Here is an 18,010-nt window from a genome sequence, read left to right as displayed (position 1 = left end):
CTCAGCGCCCGCGCCGGCCCGCGCCGAAGGCCCGGGAGGCGCGGCGCCATGCCGCCGCCCGGTCCGCTCATCGAGGATGCCGCCAATGCCGGCGCATCGATTCTTCGCCGGAGCCGCATGAGCGAATCCCCATCCCCCAAGTTCCTGGAATCCCTCCGAAACCTGACCAGTTCGATGGTGTCGATGGTCCAGACGCGCCTGGAGCTTGCCAGCGTGGAGCTGGCCGAGGAACGCACCCGGCTGATGAAAGTGGCCCTGCTGGCCTGCTTCGGGCTGGTATTTTTCGGCATGGCGCTGATGACGTTCACGATCCTCGTCGCCATCCTGTTCTGGGAAACCTACCGCTGGCAGGCCATCGGCGCGATCGTCGTGATCTATCTCGTCTGCATGGCCGCCTGCCTGCTTACCGCGCGCCGCATGGTGCGCAACGCCCCGCCGCTGTTCGCGGACACGCTCGCCGAACTCGACAAGGACCGGGAGATGCTGCGCCGATGACCACGCCCGACGACGACTCCATGGACGAACGCCGCGCCGACCATCCGCGCCCGGTGCGATTCTCGCGCGAGGTGCAACTGCCGCTGGCCGTGCGCAAGGAACTGCTGATCACCCGCGCGGCGCTGGAACGCTACGACGCCGTACAGGCGCTGCGCCAGGTGCGCGGGGGCGCGCGCCGCATGACCAACGTGGGCGCCTGGCTGCCCCGGCTGACGCGGCCCTCGGGCTGGCTCAAGATGCTGGGCGTGACGCGCGATTACCCGATGCTGAGCACCGCCATCACCCTGGCATTGCCCCTGCTGCGCCGGACCGCCATTGGCCGCGTGGCCTGGAAGCTGTCGAAATACGGCATGGTCGCCGGCGCCGGGTACTGGGCCTACAAGACCTGGCAGGATACAAGGACCCCGGCCAGCGCGGCCGAGGTCGTGGCCGCCAAGGCGTTCGATACGGGCTTCCGGGACCCGCTGGTGCCCTCCCCCACGCCGAACGCGCCGCCCCCGCCGGCCCAGCCCTGAACCTGTCCTGAAGCTACCCTGAAGCTAGCTCAGAGGGTGACGGCGAACCGCTCGGCGCCGTCCACCACCACGGCGTTGCCGCGCGCGAAGGGCGCCGGCGCGCCGATCAACTGGCCCTGGGCGTAGTCCACGCCCAACGCCCGCAGCCGCTCCCGCATCGCCTCCGATTCGACGAACTCGGCGATGGTCTTCTTGCCCATCGCGTGCCCGATCCGCTGGATCACTTCCACCATCACCGCGTTGACCGGGTCATCGAGCATCTCGCGCACGAAGCTGCCGTCGATCTTCAGGTAAGCCGCCGGCAGATGTTTCAAATAGGCGAATGACGACATGCCTGCGCCGAAGTCGTCGAGCGCGAAGACGCAGCCCATGCCCTGCAGTTGCTCGATGAAGGCCGCCGCCTGCGCCAGGTTGTTGATCGCCGCCGTTTCCGTGATTTCGAAACAGATGCCGGACAAAGCGATGTCATGGCGGACAGCCTGCTGCCGCACGAAGCCGGGGAAGTGTGCGTCGGCCAGCGAAGCCCCGGACATGTTGATCGAGCACATGCCGATCTCGCCGGGCTGCTCGGCATGCATCCGCGCCAGCGCCGCGAACGCAGTTTCCACGACCCATCGGTCGATCATCGGCATCAGGTTGTAGCGCTCGCACGCCGGCACGAAGGCCATTGGCGGCACCAGTTGACCCTGCTCGTCCACCAGGCGCAGCAGCAGCTCGATATGGCGGCCTGCCCCGCCAGCCGAACGCGCCGTGCCCAGTTGTGACGGCTGCAGCGGCACGATGTCCTGCGCGTAGAGGCAGAAGCGCCCCGCGCTCAGCGCCGCGTGCACCCGGCTGACCCACTCCATCTCGCCGTGCCGGGCGCGTACCACGCTGTCGTTCGGCAGATACACCTGCACGCGGTTGCGGCCGCCCTCCTTCGCCATGTAGCAGGCCGCATCGGCGGCGCTCAGCGCCTCCTCGACCTTACCGGTACCGGCATCGATACGGACCAGTCCGATGCTGACCCCCAATGAGAAGACTCTCTGCCGATGCGCGTAGCGGAAGGTGGCAATGGCACGCCGCAGGGCCTCGGCCACGCGTTCGCCATCGCCCGCCTCGCAGTGTTCCAGCAGCACGCCGAATTCATCGCCGCCAAGCCGCGCCAGCGTATCGCCCTTGCGCAGCTGCTGGCGCATGACGGCGGCCATCTGGCGGATCAGCTCGTCGCCGGCGGCATGGCCGCAGGTGTCATTGACCACCTTGAACTGGTCCAGATCGAGGTACATCAACGTGTGCGCGGCGCCCTCCTGCCGCACGCGGGCGATGGCGGCCGCCACGCGACGTTCGAATTCGACGCGGTTGACCAGCCCGGTCAGCGCATCGTGGCTGGCCTCGTGCGCCAGCTGGGCGGCGTGGGCGCGCTCCATGCTCACGTCGTGCAGCACCAGCACCACGCCAATGGCGTGCCCGCCCTTGTCGCGCATCAGCGCCACCGAAGGCTTGACCACCACCGCCCCTTCTTCGGCGCGGCCCGCCAGCAGCATCACCGATTGGCTCGGCCAGCGGTCTTCCAGCGCGCGCGGCACCAGGTCGGTCACCGGCGTGCTGGTCGATTCATCGAGCAGCGGGCAAACCTGGGCCAGGAAGCAGCCGGCTGCCTCGGCCTCGAACCAGCCGGTCAGGCGCTCGGCAGCCGGGTTCATCGAATCGATGCGCCCCCAGACATCGGTCGTCACCACCGCCTCGCCGATGGCGCGCAGCGTGACCTGGGCACGCTCCTTCTCGGCGAACAACTGCGCCTCGAAGCGCTTGCGGTCGGAAATGTCGCTCAGGGAGCCCGCCATTCGCACCGCCTTGCCCACCGGGCTGCGCACCATGCGGCCGCGCGCGCGGACCCACAGGTAGCCGCCCGGCTTGCGGCGCAGGCGGATCTCCACATCGTAGGGCGTGCCCTCGCGCACGTGGCGGGCCAGTTGGCGGTCGAACTCGGCCACATCGGCCGGATGCATCAGCGCCAACAGGGTTTCGCGTGCGTGCGGCAGCTCGTCGGCGCCAAAGCCGAGCATCTCGGCACAGCGCGGCGAGAAATAGAGTTCGCCATGGTGGGGATGCCAGTCCCAGAGGCCATCGTTGCTGCCCGCCACAGCCAGTTGCAGCCGCTGCTCGCTCTTGGCCAACGCGGCGCGCAGCTGGCGCTCCTTGCGCTGGGTGCGCATCGACAGCCACGAGGCACAGCCCAGCAGCAGAATCGTCAGCAGCACGGTGCCGGACAGCAGCACACCCCGCACGCGCCGCGATGCCTGGCCGAGCGTGGCCGAGAACGCAATCTCCATCGGCCCGAGCCGCGCGTCGAGCTCGGCAATCTCGCGTTGAAGCGGGGGCAGACAGGCCGGCTCCGCAGGCGTGCCGACACATTCGCGCAAGTTGTCCGCCACCACCGTCAGCCGGGCGATGTCCACGTCGGCGGCGGCCCAGACGGCAATCGCCCGGTCGATTTCGGCCGCATTCCGGAAATAGCGGTACAGCCGGATCATCCCGGGGATGTCGTCGTGGTGATTGCCGCCGATGAGCAGCCCTTCCACGGCCACCTGGCGATTGAAATCGGGACGTTTTTCGAGTTCGAGACGGGCCTGCCTGTCCCCGAGCGGCACGGCGACGGCGGCCCGGTAGGCGTCGAAGTCGGCAGGGTCGCGCGTATCCGCATAGCGCAGCAGATGCATCACCGCGTCCTTCTGCCCCTTCGACCACAGGCTCTCGCCAGCCACGAAGCCGCGCGCGGCGGACAACATGTCGACGCTGGCCAGACAGAACAATGCGAGCGCCAGCACCACGGGCAGGAACGGCCAGATGATGCGCAGAACATGCTCATTGGCCGGGAGGGCGGTACCGCCTTGCTGCATAGAGACTTCCCGCGCCGGCGTGCGGCGCTGACCCAGTGGACGAATGAAGCGATGGCCACGCCGGGGTGCAGCGCGCCAAATGCATTTTCGATGACCGGGAACGGCGCTGTCTCTAACTCAGACTGGTTAATTGAACCCTAGCGGCTGACGAACACCGCCAGCAGCAGGATCGCGTTCAGCGCCAGCAGCGTGCCGAGCACGATGGCCACGCGGGAGATGGCAGGACGATGGCGGGCCACGCCGGCGGCGCCGGCAGCTTCCGGCTGACCCCCGGCCTGGGATGGCCGTTCGCGGCGCTTCAGCACCCAGTCCAGCCCGACGCTCGCCACCAGCAGCAGCCCGAGCCACAGCAGCCAGGCCCAGGCCATCGCATGCCGGGTGGAGAAGTTCGCGAAGGTGGCGCCGATCTCCTCCTTGGGCAGTGGCGGCCGGGTATCGTGCACCGAGGAGAGCAGCGACGACTGCGGGACGGCGTCAGGCGCCGCCAGCGTCAGCGCCAGCACGGGGGCCGCGTCGGGCAATGCAGGCGTCGATTCGGCGGTGGGCGGCGAGGCGGGTTCGAGGGGAGCGGGCGGCACCTCCGGGCGAGCCGCCACGGCGAACTCCTGCGCCGGGCGCACCTGCACCGGCCTGGCCGGCGGCGGCGCGTGCGGCTTGGCGGCGGTCAGCCGGTCGCCACGATGACGCCACCATTCGGCGAACACGGCGTCGAGGCACGGCACGGAGGTACAGGCATCGCGCTTGCGGCGCCACGCCTGCAAGTCGCCCATGCGCAGCGTGCCGGCGCGCAGTTGGCGGCGCTGGTCGTCGTCGATACGCAGGTAGCCCATGTGGAGCATCGCGTATTCGCAGATCATGCGCTGGGCCACGGGGCGGCGGTCCGGCGGGCTGCCGCAGCGCTGGCCGGGCGACACCGGATCGTCACAGCGCGCCGTGGCGGACTGCGGCGCTGGCTGGCAGGCGATGTCAGACGCCTGCGCGGCGCCTACAGCGACCAGCCCCCACGCCAGCAGCGCGGCCAGGCGAGCCAGAAGGCTGTTCATCGTGTCGTCTCATCGCATCCGAAATGAGGGGTTCGCGCGCTGGCAGAGGCGCACGGGATGAACCATGGATTTTGGACGCACGGCGCAGGAGTTCTGTGCGGCGGCACACGCCGGGGGCGGAAAGGCCAAACAAAAAGGGCCTGTGACATGCGCCACAGGCCCTTCTGCAATGCTGGTGGGTCGTGCGTGACTCGAACACGCGACCAACGGATTAAAAGTCCGCTGCTCTACCGACTGAGCTAACGACCCGCAAAAATCGAATCCGCGATTATAGAGAGGTACCTGTCAGGCGTCAACCCTCAGGCCATGCGCTCCAGTCGCCATATCTGGTACTTGAAGGCCCGCCACGCGCCGATCACTATGCCCGCGAGCGCGATGAAGGAGCCCACGGCCAGCGTCGAGACGCCCGAGAGCCCCTGCCCGATGGTGCAGCCCAGTGCCGTCACGCCGCCCGCGCCCATCAGCATGCCGCCCACCATGTGGTTGGCCACATCCTCGGCATTGCCGAAGCCTTCCCAGCGGAACGAGCGCGTGGCCAGCGCGTACACCGCCGCGCCGGCAATCACGCCGATCACGCTGACGATGCCGATGGTCAGCACCTTGCTCCTGTCGCTGAACATCATCAGCCAGTCCAGCGTGTAGGCGTACGGCGCCACGAAGCTCAGGCTTTCCATGCGGCCGCTGTTCGTGCCGACGAACAGTTCCTCGAGCGTGTTCGGGTCTTCCGACACATAGCCGAGATGGCCGGACACGTACCACATGCCGACGATAATCAGCCCCACGCCGAGGCCCCCGAGCACGTTGTCGAAGGTCCGGAATCCGCGTCCCGCCAGCGCCCACAGCACCAGCGCCGCACCGATCGCGCCGCCCAGCGCCAGTTGCAGCGTGCCGCGCGCCATGCCACTGCCCTGCGCCACCAGCGACGGCAGGTCCTGCGTGGCCGGCAGCGCCACGGACACCGCATCGACCGTGTTCACGCGCACCACGCCAAACAGGCCGCGCAGCGTCATATAGGCGGAGAGCCCCAGGAACACGAACACCACCACCGACTTCAGATTGCCCGCGCCGATGCGCACCAGCGTCTTGCTGCCGCAGCCGGAGGCCAGCACCATGCCAAAGCCGAACATCAGCCCGCCCACCGCCGCCGACAGCCAGGCCAGCTTCGCCGAGGTGTAGATGGTCTTGGTCGGGTCGATCAGGCCGGCCCAGGCCAGCGCGCCGGTGCCGATCATCGCCACGCCGATGGCCATGATCCACATGCGCATGCGGCTCCAGTCGCCGATATTCACGATGTCCGAGATGGCGCCCATCGTGCAGAAATGCGTGCGCTGGAGAATGGCGCCGAACAGGAAGGTCAGGGCAAACGTACTCCACAGCACGGTGTGGGTGAGCGCGGGGATGTCGATGTCAGGCATGGTGGACCGGGGGTGACTCGTATTTTTATGATGTGCTGGCGCGGGGATCAATCAGGCAGCGGCCTGGTAGCGCGTGGGATCGGGCACGCCCGCCGTCTCGAAGCCGGCGCGGCGGATGCGGCAGGAGTCGCAGACGCCACAGGCGCGGCCTGCGTCGTCGGCCTTGTAGCAGGAGACCGTCAGGCCGTAGTCCACGCCCAGCTTCACGCCCGCGCGGATGATCTCGGCCTTGGTCATGTCGATGATGGGTGCGTGCACGCGGAAGCGGTCGCCCTCCACGCCGGCCTTGGTGGCCAGGTTGGCGAGCGCCTCGTAGGCGGACACGTACTCGGGGCGGCAGTCAGGATAGCCGGAGTAGTCCACGGCGTTGGCGCCGAAGAACAGGTCGCGGCCGCCGATCGCCTCGGCCCAGCCCAGGGCCAGCGACAGCATGATCGTGTTGCGGGCCGGCACGTAGGTAATCGGAATGCCGCCCGTGGCGCCGTCGGTCGGCACGTCGAGGGTGTCGTCGGTCAGCGCGGAGCCGCCGAAGCGGCGCAGGTCGAGGTCGATGATCTCGTGGCGCTTCGCGCCCAGCGCGGCCGCCACCAGCTTCGCGGCCTCCAGCTCGGACGAATGACGCTGGCCGTAGCGCATGGACAGCGCGTAGGTTTCAAACCCGGCGGCGTTGGCCATGGCGAGGACGGTGGCGGAGTCGAGTCCGCCGGAAAGCAGGACGATGGCGCGTTTGGTCATGATCGGGGGCGCGGGCGGCGCGGAACGGGGGTCGCTGACTGCGAAAGCGCGTATTTTAGCGCGCCGGCGGGCCGCTCCCAATCAGGCCGGGCTGATGGCGCCCATCGCCGGGCTTCCTTCCATGGCTGCCACGCCCCAAAAGAAAAAGCCCGCCAGACTCTCCAGCGGGCTTCCTCCTGCAACGGTACTGCCAGGCAGGCCGGTTACTTCAGGGTCTTGAGCCGGTTGCTCGCGGCCTGGGCCCCTTCCGTGCCCGGATACTTGGCCACCACCGTCTCCAGCGTCTTCTTTGCCGCGGCCTTCTGGCCGGACTCAAGCTGGTTGTTGGCGATGGCGATCATGGCGTCCGGCACCTTCGGATGCGTCGGGTTGGCCGACACCATGCTCTGCAGGACCGTCGTCGAGCCCTTGTAGTCACGCTGCGCGTAGAGCGAATTGCCGAGCCAGAACTGCGCCAGCGGCAGGTAGGGGCTTTGCGGATACTTCTTGGCAAACGCCGAGAACGCATTGCCCGCACCCTTGAAATCGCCCGACTGGAACTGCTTCAGCGCCGCGTCGTACTCGGGCTTCTCGGTCGGTTGGGCCAGGCCCTCGCGGCCGTCCACGGTCACCTGTTGCGGCTCGAACTTCTTGAGCCGCGCGTCCAGGTCAGCGTAGTAGTCCTTCTGCTGCTTCTGCAGCGTATCCACCGCGTTCTGGAGCACCTCGTTCTGACCGCGCAGGCGGGCCACCTCTTGCCGCAGACCTTCCAGCTGGTTCTGCATCTCGAGCTGGGCCTTGCTGCCCTGGTCGATACGCTGCGACGCGGTTGCCTGGAAACCGTTGAACTGGTCCCGCAAGGTGATCACGGCGCGGCGTGCTTCGTCGTCGTCGAAGACGCCGGCGTGCGCGGACGTGGCTGCCAGCAAGCCGCCTGAGACGGCCGCCAGCCACAACAGGGTGGATGCGCGAGCATTCATGAAGGCTTATCCGTAGATCAGTAGGCGATGTCGGCGCGACGGTTCTCGGCCCACGACGCTTCGTCGTGACCGGTGGCCTTCGGCTTTTCCTTGCCCAGGCTCACGGCTTCCATCTGCGACTCGGGCACGCCGAGCGACGACAGCGAACGGCGCACGGCCTCGGCACGCTTCTGGCCCAGGGCGAGGTTGTACTCGCTGGTGCCGCGTTCGTCGGTGTTGCCTTGGATCAGGATCTTGCGACCCTTGTTGGCGCCCAGGTACTGCGAGTGGGCCTGCAGCATGCTCTGGTAGTCGGACTTCACGCTGTAGCTGTCGAAGTCGAAGTACACGCTGCGCTTGGCCAGCGGGCTGTTCGGATCGTTCAGCGGGTCACGCGAGACGTCCACCGGCGCCACGGCGCGCGGGTCGGTGGTCGGCGTAGCGCCGGCACCCGACTTGGCGGTGTCATCCAGCTTCACGCCGGAGCTGCAGGCGCCCAGTGCGAGCAGGGCGGCGAGGGCGAGCGACTTGGTCATCATTTGGGACATGGCAATAACTCCTCTTTTTTCTATTGCACTAATGCACTATTGCATGAAAGGACCCCAGGACGGCTCGCGAACTTCGCCGGACTGGAGAGACAGCACCTGCTTCGTACGGCCATCCGTGGACACCGCCGCCAGCACCGAGCGGCCGCCCACGCGGGTGGCGTAGAGAATGTACTTGCCGTTCGCAGCGAAGCTCGGGGCTTCGTCATTGGACGTATCGGTGAGGGACGTCACGTCACCGTTGGAGAGGTCCTGCAGCTGTAGCTTGAAGCCGCCCGAACGCGAGATGAAGGCCAGGTACTTGCCGTCTGGCGAGAGGCGCGGACTGACGTTGTAGTTGCCCTTGAACGTCACGCGTTGCGCCGCGCCGCCCTCTTCGCCCGAAGCTGGCATGCGGTAGATCTGCGGCGCACCGCCGCGATCGCTCGTGAAGTAGATGCTCCGGCCGTCCGGCGAGAACTGCGGCTCGGTGTCGATGGCGCTGCTGCGCGAGATGCGGCGCAGGCCCGAACCATCGGCGTTGACCAGGTACACCTGCGTATTGCCGTCACGCGAGAGCGCCAGCGCCAGGCGCTGGCCGTCCGGCGACCACGACGGCGCGCTGTTGTTGCCCTTCTGGTTCGACACCAGCGTGCGCTTGCCCGTGGCCAGGTCGTGCACATAAACCACCGGCTTGCGCGCCTCGAACGAGACGTAGGCCACGCGGCGGCCATCAGGCGACCACGACGGCGAGATGATCGGCTCGGTGCTGGTCAGCGCGATCTGCGCGTTCTGGCCGTCCGAATCGGAGATCAGCAGCTGGTAGCGGTTGCCCACCTTCGACACGTACGACAGGCGCGTGGCAAACACGCCGCGCTCGCCGAGCAGCTTCTCGTAGATATAGTCGGCGATCTTGTGCGCGGTCACGCGCAGCTGGTTCTGGCCGACCGTGAAGGCCAGGCCGCCCAGGCTCTGGCCCTTGACTGTGTCGTACAGGCGGAAACGCACCTCGTACTGGCCGTTGCCGGCGGGGGTGACGCTGCCAGCCACGAAGGCATCGGCACCGCGCGACTTCCAGCTGCCCAGGTCCACCTGGGCCGATTCGGCCACGGTAGCGCCACCCGGATCCACGTTGCGGAAGCGGCCGCTGTTGACCAGGTCGCTGCGGATGATGGCGGTCAGGTTCTGCGGGGCCTGCGCCTCGCCCTGGAAGTTGGCGGTGGCCACCGGGAACTGGTTCGAACCCACCCCGGTGATTTCCACATTCAGTTGCGCGTGTGCCACGCCGGCAGACATCAGCGCAGCCGCCAGCCATGCCATCAGCGCGTAGCGGCTTTGCTCGCGCGTGGGCTGGGTGGCGGGCGACGATGTGGATTGAGCGTTGTGCCGCCTTGCGGACAGCCAGTTGGGGGCCCAAAGCTTTCGCATGCTGCTCCTCAGTCGATATCAGGATTCATCGGTACGGCGGGCACAGCAACTACAGCAGATCGGGCAACGCGCCGCTTGGCGCATGGCCCGTTCTGCGTGCAATTGCACGCTGCCGGCCGCGTCAGGCAACCGTTCATGGTAGCAATGCGACCCAGCGCCATCGATGAAGGTTGCATTATGTTGCAAAACATGGCAGATGAGGCGCCTAGTCCTTGGGCTTGAACGTGATCGTGAAGCTCGAAGGCGCCTTGCCGTTCTCGTCAACCGGCAACGGATCGGAGCGCTGCACCGCACGCAGCACGGCGTTGTCCCAGTCCGCATTGCCGCTGGACTTGCTCAGGCGGGCGGACAGCAGCGAGCCATCCGGCGCCAGCGAGACCGACACCACGGCGGCCGGATTTCCGTCCACATCGCCACCGAAATTGATGTTCGGCTTCACCTTGCGGCGCACGCGGTCGGCGTAGCCCGGCGACGCCTTGCCACCCGAACCCGCCCCGGAGCCGGCCGCATTGCCCACGCCGCCGCCGCTGGAGGTGGCGCTTCCGCCGGCCATGGCCTGCAGGCGCGCCAGCTCGCTCTTGCGCTGGGCGTTGGCAGCGGCTTCGCGCTTGGCCTTCGCATCGGCGTCCGCCTTCGCCTTGGCCTTCTGCTCGGCATCGGCGGCCTTCGCCTTCTGCTCCGCGTCAGCGCGGGCCTTGGCGTCAGCCTTCGCCTTCGCGTCGGCCGCTTCCTTGCGGTCGCGCTCGGCCTGCTCCTTGCGATCCTGCTCGGCCTTCTTCCTGGCGTCTTCCTTGCGCTGCGCCTCTTCGCGCTGCTGTTGCTGGCGCTGGTCTTCCTTACGCTGCTCTTCCTTGCGCTGGTCTTCCTTGCGCTGGGCGTCGCGCTTTTCCTGTTCCTTGCGGGCGGCCTCCTCGGCCTGCTTGCGCTTCTGGCGTTCCAGGGCGATGTCCGCGTCTTCCTCGGCCTTGCTGCGCACGGCTGGCTCGGGCTGCGGCGTCGGGCGCGGCTGCTCCACCGGGCGCGGCGGCGGGGCCGGCGTGGAGTCGGGAATCTCGTCCCATAGTTCGGCTTCGGCGCCCACCGGCGTGCTGCTCTGCCAGCGCACGCCGTAGTAGAGCACCAACCCGAGCAGCACGTGCATGAACAGGGCCATCAGGAACGAGCGCGTGGTGCCGCGCTCCTTCACCGGCTGGTAGGGGTAGGCGGCCGCCTGTGCCCGGCGCTGCGGCCGGGCTTGCGGATGGCGTGACGAGAGACTGGCCACTGGATGTCGCGGTGCTTACTTGGACTTGACCATCAGGCCCACGCGCTTCACGCCGTCGGCCTTCAGTATGGACATCACGTCGAGCACCGCCTCGTACTTCACGGCACGGTCGGCGGCGATCACCACGGGCTGGTCCGGGTTCTCATTCTGGCGCTGGTGGACGAAATCCAGCAGGCCGCGCTTGTCGAGCTTGCGCTCGAAGGCGTTGCCGGCATTGTCCTTGCCGCTCGCGGTCAGCGTGCCGTCCTCATGCACGGACACGACGATGGGCGGCGCCTTCTGCTGCGGCGTGGCCTGAGCCACGGAAGGCAGGTCGACCACGGCCGGGTTCACGATGGGGGCCGCCACCATGAAGATGACGAGCAGCACAAGCATCACGTCGATGTACGGCACGACGTTGATGTCGGCGCTGGCCCGGCGGCGCGAGCCGCCGCGGCGCTGAATGGCTGCCATGGCTAGTGCTCCGAATGCGATGGATGAGGTGGGTTAGCGGGTCTGGCGCTGGAGAATGTTCAGGAACTCTTCCATGAAACTCTCGAAACGGATGGCCAGACGATCGATCTCCGTTGCATATCGGTTGTAGGCGATCACGGCCGGAATCGCTGCAAACAGGCCGATGGCCGTGGCCACGAGGGCTTCGGCGATACCGGGCGCAACCGATGCAAGCGTCGCTTGCTGCACATTCGACAGACCGCGGAACGCGTTCATGATCCCCCACACCGTGCCGAACAGGCCGATATACGGGCTGACCGAGCCCACCGATGCCAGGAATGGCAGGTGCGACTCCAGTACATCCATCTCGCGCTGGTAGGCGGCACGCATGGCGCGGCGGGCGGCATCGAGCAGCGCGCCGGCGTCGCTGCTGCGCTCGCGGGCTTTCAGGAATTCGCCCATGCCGGACTCGAAGATGCGCTCGAGTGCGCCGGTGTTGTGGCGATTGTTGACGGCGCTGTTATAGAGCGCCTGGAGATCGCCGCCGGCCCAGAAGTCGCGCTCGAAGATTTCCGTCTGGCTGCGCGCGGCGCGCAGCGCCAGGTGCTTGCGGAAAATATAGGTCCACGAGAAGAGGGACATCACCAGCAGCAGCGCCATGACGGCCTGTGCCAGCAGGCTGGCGCGCAGCACCAGCGAGATAATCGACAGGTCTTGCGTGACGGTCACCGGATTCATCGAGCGTTTCTTATAGTTGCGAGAACAGGAGCAGGAATCGGGGCCGGACGAAATGTGCTTTTATCGACACATCCCACCCGGATCTTGCCGCTGGCCAGCTGGAGGTCGTCGCGCCACGCTTCTTGGGCGAATTGGACCGAGGCAGGCCCCACCCGTTCAATCACGGTGCGGATCTCCAGCTGGTCGTCCAGCCGGGCGGGCGCATTGTATTCCACAGCAGTACTGCGTACCACGAAGACCACATTCGACGTATCGGCAAGGTCCTGCTGACCAATCCCGAGCGAGCGCAGCCATTCGGTCCGAGCCCGTTCAAAGAATTTCAGGTAGTTGGCGTAGAACACCACGCCGCCGGCATCCGTGTCTTCCCAGTACACGCGCAGCGGCCAGACAAAGTTCGGCATGGCCGGCATTGTAACGGACCGCAACGGCCCGCCACAGGTAAACCCGCAGGAGAAATGCAACAGCAAGTTGCGAGCCAGGCGCCGCGCGGCTTGGCGGGAAGCTGGCCCGATGCACGCCCGCCACACTCCGCCCCGCCCTGCCCCCGAACTACCCCGTGGGCACCGCCTTGCGGCGCGGCGCGGCCTCGCGTAAACTCTGCGGCAACCATTCCATCTTGCGCGACTGGCGAAGTCAGTGGGTACTACCACGAGGAAGCGCAAGTTCACTGGCGTGAATCACAAACGCCTGCCGCTCGCCTGGGCAGCGAATGGGAAGCAGGGTGCGCCCTGCACCGGATGACATCTATATATATAGGGGTCACTGGTGCCGGACGCCGATGCCTTCCCCGCGCGCCCTAATCGCGAAGTTCCGCGAAACCCCCGAGATGTATTCCGATTGCCTGTTCGCTATCCGAAAAGTGCATCGGCATCCCTTTTTTACCGACGAGTCACGCCATGTTTGAACGCAGCCGTTTCACCATCGAGCAGATCGACCCCGAAGTCTTTGCCGCGATCCAGAAGGAAAACCAGCGCCAGGAAGACCATATCGAGCTGATCGCGTCTGAAAACTACACCTCGCCGGCCGTGATGGCCGCCCAGGGCTCGCAGCTGACCAACAAGTACGCCGAAGGCTATCCCGGCAAGCGCTACTACGGTGGCTGCGAGTACGTGGACGTGGTGGAGCAGCTGGCCATCGACCGCGTGAAGCAGCTCTTCGGCGCCGAAGCCGCCAACGTGCAGCCTAACTCGGGCTCGCAGGCCAACCAGGGTGTGTTCTTCGCCATGCTCAAGCCGGGCGACACCATCATGGGCATGAGCCTGGCCGAAGGCGGTCACCTGACCCACGGCATGGCCCTGAACATGAGCGGCAAGTGGTTCAACGTCATCAGCTACGGCCTGAACGCCCAGGAAGACATCGACTACGACGCGCTGGAGAAGCTGGCCCACGAGAAGAAGCCGAAGATGATCATCGCTGGCGCTTCAGCCTTCGCGCTGCGCATCGACTTCGAACGGATCGCCAAGGTGGCCAAGGATGTTGGCGCCTACTTCATGGTGGACATGGCCCACTACGCCGGCCTGATCGCCGCCGGCGTGTACCCGAACCCGGTGCCGCACGCCGACTTCGTGACCACGACCACCCACAAGAGCCTGCGCGGCCCGCGTGGTGGCGTGATCCTGATGAAGGCCGAGCACGAGAAGGCCATCAACTCGGCCATCTTCCCGGGTATCCAGGGCGGCCCGCTGATGCACGTGATCGCCGGCAAGGCCGTCGCCTTCAAGGAAGCGCTGACGCCGGAGTTCAAGTCCTACCAGCAACAGGTGGTGAAGAACGCCGCCGCGATGGCCGAGACGCTGATCGCGCGCGGCCTGCGCATCGTGTCCGGCAAGACCGAGAGCCACGTGATGCTGGTGGACCTGCGCGCCAAGCAGATCACCGGCAAGGAAGCCGAGAAGATCCTCGGCGACGCCCATATCACGGTGAACAAGAACGCCATCCCGAACGATCCGGAAAAGCCGTTCGTGACCTCGGGCGTGCGCCTGGGCTCGCCGGCCATGACCACGCGCGGCTTCAAGGAAGACGAGGCGCGCCAGGTGGCCAACCTGATCGCCGACGTGCTGGACAACCCGCACGACGAAGCCAATATCGCCAAGGTGCGCGAGCAGGTGTCCGCCCTGACCCGCCGCTTCCCGGTCTACGGCTGATTTCCGGCCGTAACCGGCACCGCGCCTATATATAGTGCGTGTGACCAACGGCGCTGCCCCGGCAGCGCCGTTTTACCTTTTGCACACCGCGAGCGATAATGCGGCCCGGCATATATCTTCAGGTGGTCCGGCATGAAATGCCCCTTCTGCGGTCATTCCAACACCCAGGTGCTTGACAGTCGCGTCTCCGAAGACGGCGACACGGTGCGCCGCCGCCGGCGTTGCGAAGCCTGCGACCGCCGCTTCACCACCTACGAGCGCATCGAGCTCTTCTTCCCCGCCATCGTCAAGAAAAACGGCTCCCGCGTGGACTACACGCGCGGCAAGCTCAAGGACTCGATGCGGCTGGCCCTGCGCAAGCGGCCGGTGTCCGCCGAGGCCATCGACCAGGCCATCACCCGGATCGAGGAAAAACTGCTGGCGCTGGGAGAGAAAGAGATCGCCAGCAGCCAGGTAGGCGAGCTAGTCATGCGCGAATTGCGCAAACTCGACAAAATTGCCTATATTCGCTTTGCTTCCGTTTATCGCAGTTTTGAAGATGTGTCGGAATTCCGCGACGTACTCGACGAATTTTCCCCGCCTACCCCACGAAAGGGGTAGCTACTTCGTAAAAAAAGCTGTCTAATCTGCACTGACCTCCTTCGGGTAAGGGGGCCGGATGGCGAGCGCGTGCACGGCGTAAACGGGGCCCAACAGAGGCTCCAGCGCAGCAAAACTCCAACGCGCCGCCCATAGAAAAGCAAAAGAACAGTTCGATTTTTTGGACGGGAGTCACAAATGGGTCAGTCTTTCTGCCTTTGGGCAGTGGGCTTGCTGACGCCTGCTCGGCCTGCGTCCATGCTCGCTGGCATGGGGTCGCCGCGGCATGCCAGCCAGCCGCACAGCCGCGCCCGCATCGGGCGTCTCCACCGCTCTCAGACGCGCATCATCGGCGGGTTCACGCTGATCGAGCTGCTGACTGCCGTGACGATCCTCGGCATCCTCGCGGCAGCGGCCATCCCCAACTTCCGCTCCTTCCTGCATAACAGCCGCATCGCGACGGAATCGTCGAAGTTCTTCACCGAAATCGAAGCGGCCCGCAGCGAGGCAGCACGGCGCAACGGCACCGTCACGATCTGCCCCGTGGGCACCGGCAGCGCCTGCTCCGCCGACTGGAACCAGCGGCGCGTGATCTTCGCCGATCTCAACGCCGACGGCGTGGTCGATCCCACAGACGACGTGCTGCGTTACAGCGACGACCCGACCCCGACCCTGACCCTGGAAGCCAGCAACCTGGGCGCCACGCCCGACCTGGTGCGATTCCGGTCCTCGGGCGCCTCCACCTCCCCCACGGCCACCTGGAAGTTCTGCGAACGCAATTCCGAACTGCCCGGCCAGACCGTCAGCATGACCGGCAGCGGCCGCCCCCAAACCCAGCAGCAGACGCCCTGCATCTGACGCCATGTCGCCCTCCCAACAGAACGGCCTACCGAGACGTGCCCGCCCGGTTCGACTGCGCACGCCCGCGCGCGCGCGCCATGACGGGTTCACGCTGATTGAGTCACTGATCACGATTGTCGTGCTCGCCATCGGCGTCCTGGCGCTGGCCATGCTGCAGCTCCGCACGCTGGTCGATACCCGCACGGCGTCCATGCGCAACGTGGCCACCACCATGGCCTACAACCTGGCAGACCAGATGCGCAGCAACGAGGTCGCGCTGACGGCTGGCGCGTTCGACAAGCCGAATAGCGTGCCCAATGCCGATTGCTATGCGGCCAAAGGCTGCACGCCGGCCGCCATGGCCGGGGCCAGCTTCGCGGCCTGGCTGGACGATTTGAAGGAAGCGCTGCCCGCCGCCAGCGGCATGGTCTGCATCGATGCGTCCCCCAATGACGGCGACGCCGCGGACCCGCAGTGCCAGAACGTCAACGGCGCACCCTACGTCATCAAGATCTGGTGGCGCGAAGACGGCCAGGACACCCCTCAACGATTCGTGACCGCCTTCGTGCCATGACTACGTCCATCCGCAAACCGAGGCGCCGCGCGCAGGGTTTCACCCTGGTCGAACTCATGGTCGGCATGGTGATCAGCATGCTGCTGGTCATCGTGGTGATCTCGCTCTACCTGGCGCAGCAGCGCTCGTACAACACCCAGGGCGATCTCGCCGAAGTGCAGGAAAACTCGCGCGCCATTGCGCAGTTGCTGCAACGGCAGGGCCGCCAGGCCGGATACTCCGACTTCACCTTCCTGGACAACAGCTTCGGTGTCAGCGAGACGCTCGAAGCCACCAACGATACCGGTGTCAATACCAGCGACACGCTGACCGTGCGCTATTTCGGCTCGTCGCCGCCGGGGGCAGACCCCGCAGCGGTACCGGGCACGCCCACGGCCCCGACGCCGGACGGCACCATGGTCGACTGCGCCGGCAACGATGTGAACGGCAACATCCTGGTGACCGAGGTGTTCTCGATCGTCAACGACGCGGCCGGCGTGCCCTGGCTCCAGTGCACGGTCAACGGGGCCGCCACGCCGCTATTCCCCAATGTCGAGGCCTTCCAGATCCTGCTGGGCGAGGATACCGACGGCGACCAGACCGTCAACCGCTTCGTCCCGCCCGGCGCGGCAAACATGGCCAACGTGCGCGCCCTGCGCGTCTCGCTGGTGCTGCGCGGCAAGAGCACCACGAACGCCGCGCCGACCTCGCTGGTCATGAACCACTTCGGCAAGGTGTATGCGCAGAACGACGTCGCCCCGGCCGGTGATGCCGGCAGCGTCATGAACATGGCCAACGACGGCCGCCTGCGCAAGCACGCCACGTTCTTCATCGCCCTCCGCAACCGCCTGAACTGACACGACATGATGCGAATCCCTCCCCGTCCGCGCGCCCGCCTGCATCGACGCCAGGGGCAGCGCGGCATCTCGCTGGTGCTGGTGCTGCTGTTCCTGATCATCCTGACGCTGGTCGGGCTGGCCGCGAGCATGTCCAGCCTGTCGTCCGAGCGCATGGCCCGCAACACGCGCGACCAGAACATCGCGCTCCAGGCCGCCGAGGCAGCGCTGCGAGATGCCCGCAACGACATCCGCAACATCCGCTTCATCTCCGGTGTCACCGGCGCCGCGCTGACCTGCGACGTCGCCGGCTTCAAGGGCTTTTGCCTGCCCGCCGTGACGGGCAAGCCGGCGTGGGACCTGTACCTCGAAGATCCTGCCCGGTCCGTGGAACTTGGCGAAATAACGCTGCTGACCGCGGACCAGAAGATGCCGACAGGGGGCGCCAACGGCGTCTCCAAGCAGCCGCGCTACCTGATCGAATCGATCCCGGACATCAACGAAGGCAGCCTCGAGGCCGGCAACATCAAGTACGTCTTCCGCGTCAGCGCCATCGGCTACGGGGCCAACCCGAGCACGAAGGTGATGATCCAGGAAGTCGTGCGTTTGTGATTCTTCCCGAACCGTGTCGCGCAACCCTCCAACCGCT

General features: G+C 66.6%; 19 protein-coding genes, 1 tRNA gene and 1 riboswitch. Of the genes, 8 read left to right on the top strand and 12 right to left on the bottom strand.

What is annotated here, in order from left to right:
* The first annotated feature begins 117 nt into the window (after positions 1 to 117).
* Both AB4120_RS00565 and AB4120_RS00560 read left to right on the top strand, forming a co-directional pair.
* Positions 118 to 495, top strand: coding sequence for a phage holin family protein (locus AB4120_RS00565; protein ID WP_144198052.1), 378 nt, complete (start codon positions 118 to 120; stop codon positions 493 to 495).
* Positions 492 to 1,010, top strand: coding sequence for a DUF3318 domain-containing protein (locus AB4120_RS00560; RefSeq protein ID WP_149135435.1), 519 nt, complete (start codon positions 492 to 494; stop codon positions 1,008 to 1,010). The genes AB4120_RS00565 and AB4120_RS00560 overlap by 4 nt, the downstream gene beginning before the upstream one ends.
* Before the next feature lie 29 nt (positions 1,011 to 1,039).
* Here the strand turns inward: AB4120_RS00560 and AB4120_RS00555 are convergent, their stop codons facing one another.
* The 12 genes from AB4120_RS00555 to ybgC all read right to left on the bottom strand — a co-directional run bounded on the left by AB4120_RS00555 (position 1,040) and on the right by ybgC (position 12,810).
* Positions 1,040 to 3,892, bottom strand: coding sequence for an EAL domain-containing protein (locus tag AB4120_RS00555; RefSeq protein WP_441641732.1), 2,853 nt, complete (start codon positions 3,890 to 3,892; stop codon positions 1,040 to 1,042).
* A gap of 137 nt (positions 3,893 to 4,029) precedes the next feature.
* The gene (locus AB4120_RS00550; protein WP_441641731.1) at positions 4,030 to 4,935 is read right to left on the bottom strand and encodes a hypothetical protein; all 906 of its coding nucleotides are present in this window, start codon (positions 4,933 to 4,935) and stop codon (positions 4,030 to 4,032) included.
* Positions 4,936 to 5,108: 173 nt separating this feature from the next.
* Positions 5,109 to 5,184, bottom strand: a tRNA-Lys gene (locus AB4120_RS00545).
* Positions 5,185 to 5,234: 50 nt separating this feature from the next.
* On the bottom strand, positions 5,235 to 6,350 hold the full coding sequence (locus AB4120_RS00540; RefSeq protein WP_441641730.1) for a YeeE/YedE family protein: 1,116 nt from the start codon (positions 6,348 to 6,350) through the stop codon (positions 5,235 to 5,237).
* Positions 6,351 to 6,401: 51 nt separating this feature from the next.
* Positions 6,402 to 7,085, bottom strand: a complete 684-nt coding sequence (queC, locus tag AB4120_RS00535; RefSeq protein ID WP_144198047.1) for a 7-cyano-7-deazaguanine synthase QueC — start codon at positions 7,083 to 7,085, stop codon at positions 6,402 to 6,404.
* Positions 7,086 to 7,288: 203 nt separating this feature from the next.
* On the bottom strand, positions 7,289 to 8,044 hold the full coding sequence (gene ybgF, locus AB4120_RS00530) for a tol-pal system protein YbgF (RefSeq protein ID WP_149135430.1): 756 nt from the start codon (positions 8,042 to 8,044) through the stop codon (positions 7,289 to 7,291).
* Positions 8,045 to 8,061: 17 nt separating this feature from the next.
* A complete protein-coding gene (gene pal, locus AB4120_RS00525; protein ID WP_186296839.1) occupies positions 8,062 to 8,571 on the bottom strand; it encodes a peptidoglycan-associated lipoprotein Pal in 510 nt (169 codons plus the stop codon).
* 36 nt (positions 8,572 to 8,607) lie between these two features.
* Positions 8,608 to 9,975 carry a Tol-Pal system beta propeller repeat protein TolB gene (gene tolB, locus AB4120_RS00520; RefSeq protein ID WP_144198045.1) on the bottom strand — a complete coding sequence of 456 codons (1,368 nt, stop codon included), beginning with the start codon at positions 9,973 to 9,975 and terminating at the stop codon, positions 8,608 to 8,610.
* Between the two features lie 205 nt (positions 9,976 to 10,180).
* A complete protein-coding gene (gene tolA / locus AB4120_RS00515; RefSeq protein ID WP_441641729.1) occupies positions 10,181 to 11,239 on the bottom strand; it encodes a cell envelope integrity protein TolA in 1,059 nt (352 codons plus the stop codon).
* A gap of 15 nt (positions 11,240 to 11,254) precedes the next feature.
* Positions 11,255 to 11,692 carry a protein TolR gene (gene tolR / locus AB4120_RS00510; RefSeq protein ID WP_149135428.1) on the bottom strand — a complete coding sequence of 146 codons (438 nt, stop codon included), beginning with the start codon at positions 11,690 to 11,692 and terminating at the stop codon, positions 11,255 to 11,257.
* A gap of 33 nt (positions 11,693 to 11,725) precedes the next feature.
* Complete coding sequence (gene tolQ, locus AB4120_RS00505; protein WP_441641728.1) at positions 11,726 to 12,409, bottom strand: protein TolQ; 684 nt, start codon at positions 12,407 to 12,409, stop codon at positions 11,726 to 11,728.
* Positions 12,406 to 12,810: a tol-pal system-associated acyl-CoA thioesterase gene (gene ybgC, locus AB4120_RS00500; RefSeq protein WP_144198043.1), complete on the bottom strand. Its 405-nt coding sequence runs from the start codon at positions 12,808 to 12,810 to the stop codon at positions 12,406 to 12,408. Before ybgC ends, tolQ begins: the two co-directional genes overlap by 4 nt.
* A 209-nt stretch (positions 12,811 to 13,019) precedes the next feature.
* Positions 13,020 to 13,120: riboswitch (ZMP/ZTP riboswitch) on the top strand.
* A 185-nt stretch (positions 13,121 to 13,305) separates the two neighbouring features.
* Between ybgC and glyA the strand changes: the two genes are divergently transcribed.
* From glyA to AB4120_RS00470, 6 genes are all read left to right on the top strand, one after another.
* On the top strand, positions 13,306 to 14,553 hold the full coding sequence (glyA, locus tag AB4120_RS00495; protein ID WP_149135427.1) for a serine hydroxymethyltransferase: 1,248 nt from the start codon (positions 13,306 to 13,308) through the stop codon (positions 14,551 to 14,553).
* Between the two features lie 132 nt (positions 14,554 to 14,685).
* Entirely contained in the window at positions 14,686 to 15,153 is a 468-nt protein-coding gene (gene nrdR, locus AB4120_RS00490; protein ID WP_092290516.1) for a transcriptional regulator NrdR, read from the top strand.
* Between the two features lie 237 nt (positions 15,154 to 15,390).
* A complete protein-coding gene (locus AB4120_RS00485; RefSeq protein ID WP_441641727.1) occupies positions 15,391 to 15,990 on the top strand; it encodes a GspH/FimT family pseudopilin in 600 nt (199 codons plus the stop codon).
* A gap of 4 nt (positions 15,991 to 15,994) precedes the next feature.
* Entirely contained in the window at positions 15,995 to 16,546 is a 552-nt protein-coding gene (pilV, locus tag AB4120_RS00480) for a type IV pilus modification protein PilV (protein ID WP_211943235.1), read from the top strand.
* Positions 16,543 to 17,382, top strand: a complete 840-nt coding sequence (locus AB4120_RS00475) for a PilW family protein (protein WP_441641726.1) — start codon at positions 16,543 to 16,545, stop codon at positions 17,380 to 17,382. Before pilV ends, AB4120_RS00475 begins: the two co-directional genes overlap by 4 nt.
* A 6-nt stretch (positions 17,383 to 17,388) precedes the next feature.
* Entirely contained in the window at positions 17,389 to 17,973 is a 585-nt protein-coding gene (locus AB4120_RS00470; protein WP_441641725.1) for a pilus assembly PilX family protein, read from the top strand.
* Positions 17,974 to 18,010: the final 37 nt, after the last annotated feature.

Origin of the sequence: Cupriavidus sp. 2KB_3 (assembly GCF_052115685.1) — a bacterium.
GTDB classification, from domain to species: Bacteria; Pseudomonadota; Gammaproteobacteria; order Burkholderiales; family Burkholderiaceae; genus Cupriavidus; species Cupriavidus campinensis.
The sequence above is the reverse complement of the archived record's forward strand: the minus strand, read 5'-3'. Positions and strand labels throughout refer to the sequence as shown.